General features: G+C 50.4%; 2 protein-coding genes. Both read left to right on the top strand.

Annotation, left to right across the window (positions count from 1 at the left end; translation table 11 throughout):
- Positions 1 to 88 precede the first annotated feature (88 nt).
- Positions 89 to 835 carry an RNA methyltransferase gene (locus QCH34_RS12600; protein WP_300334643.1) on the top strand — a complete coding sequence of 249 codons (747 nt, stop codon included), beginning with the start codon at positions 89 to 91 and terminating at the stop codon, positions 833 to 835.
- Positions 822 to 1,379, top strand: coding sequence for a dCTP deaminase (dcd, locus tag QCH34_RS12595; protein WP_300334641.1), 558 nt, complete (start codon positions 822 to 824; stop codon positions 1,377 to 1,379). The genes QCH34_RS12600 and dcd overlap by 14 nt, the downstream gene beginning before the upstream one ends.
- Positions 1,380 to 1,511 lie beyond the last annotated feature (132 nt).

The raw sequence follows: 1,511 nt of genomic DNA, 5'->3' as shown, positions 1-1,511 counted from the left end.
TTATGCGGATACCATCATCGTTGGGAATGCGGTGTACGAGGCTGGGATCGAGGCGCTGAAGGCAACGGTCCGGGCGGTCCGGTAGAGGATGCCCGAGGTTGATATCGTCCTTGTCGAACCCCTATATGAGGGTAATGTCGGTTTTGCAGCACGGGTAATGAAGAACTTCGGTTTCACAAACCTTGTTCTCATCAACCCCTGTGAACTCGGGAATGAGGCAAAAGCCCGCGCTTCACATGCCCGTGATGTCCTGGAATCTGCGGAACGAATCACGCTTGAGGAGGTCTTTGAACGAAGTGCTGTAACCATCGCCACCACCGGTACACTCGGAAAGTCGGTGACAAACCCGATGCGGATGCCGTTTTACTCTCCTGCCGAACTCCGTGATATCATCGCCCCGATCAATGGCAGGATCTCCATCCTTTTTGGACGAGAGAACTGGGGGTTGAATAACGAGGAGATATCGCAGGCTGATCTCATCTGCACGATTCCGACTTCGGATATCTATCCGATCATCAATATCTCCCATGCAGTTGGCATCATCTGTTATGAGCTTGCGAATCTTCCCCGCGGCGAATACCAGCTTGCATCACGATTCGAGATGAATTACCTCTTCTCCCATATCAGCTCGTTCCTCGATCGGATCTCCCACCCTCCTGAGAAAAGGGCAACAACACTCCTTCTGGTGAGGCGAATTCTCGGAAGAACCCTGCTGACTGCACGCGAGGCGAGTACTCTTCATGGTCTTTTACGGAGAACCGAGTGGCACCTTGACAATCCAGAAGGAAGCGATAAGTCTGATCACGTGCCACAAAAGAGTGATGATTCTTGTTGACTGGGAGATCAGCGATCGGATCAATCATGGGCATATTCTGATTGACCCGTACAATCCCGGGCTGGTTCAACCAAACTCCCTTGATATCCGTCTTGGCAACCATTTTGTCTGGTATCGTCCGGGAGATTCTGTAATAGATCCCTATGACAAAAAGAGCATAGAATTGGAGACTGAGGAGACTTTTGCCGATTATTTTGATATCCAGCCGGGGATGTTCGTACTTGCCGAGACCCTTGAGGTGATCGGCCTTCCTGACAATATTGTGGCATCCATTGAAGGCAAGAGCAGTATTGCCAGGTTTGGCGTTGAACTGCACCAGACCGGGGGCTGGATCGATGCCGGGTTCCGCGGCACCATCACACTTGAGATGTGTAATGTGAATGTCAGGCCGGTCAGGGTCTATGCGGGAATGCCTATCGGACAACTGGTTTTCTATACAACTGAACGCGCGGCAACCCCGTATGACAAAAAACCCGACGCCAAATATATGGATCAGCGGCAGGCAACGCTCTCCCGGTATGCCGGGAACAAACGGCCTGACTGAATTGTTATATAACTGATTGATACGCATACGTACTGGATTTGGGAAGGTTAATAATGCGGCTTCTTCTGATACATTCGGATTTTATTGAGTATGAGGCACAGAAAAAAACAGCAGTGGCTGAAGAGGAAATAA

Source organism: Methanocalculus sp. (assembly GCF_029762515.1).
In the GTDB taxonomy this organism is placed as follows: domain Archaea; phylum Halobacteriota; class Methanomicrobia; order Methanomicrobiales; family Methanocorpusculaceae; genus Methanocalculus.
The sequence above is the reverse complement of the archived record's forward strand: the minus strand, read 5'-3'. Positions and strand labels throughout refer to the sequence as shown.

Excerpts from the sequence above, each read along its gene's own strand:
- dcd (WP_300334641.1), top strand. The coding sequence starts at position 822 with ATGATTCTTGTTGACTGGGAGATCAGCGATCGGATCAATCATGGGCAT.
- QCH34_RS12600 (WP_300334643.1), top strand. The coding sequence starts at position 89 with ATGCCCGAGGTTGATATCGTCCTTGTCGAACCCCTATATGAGGGTAAT.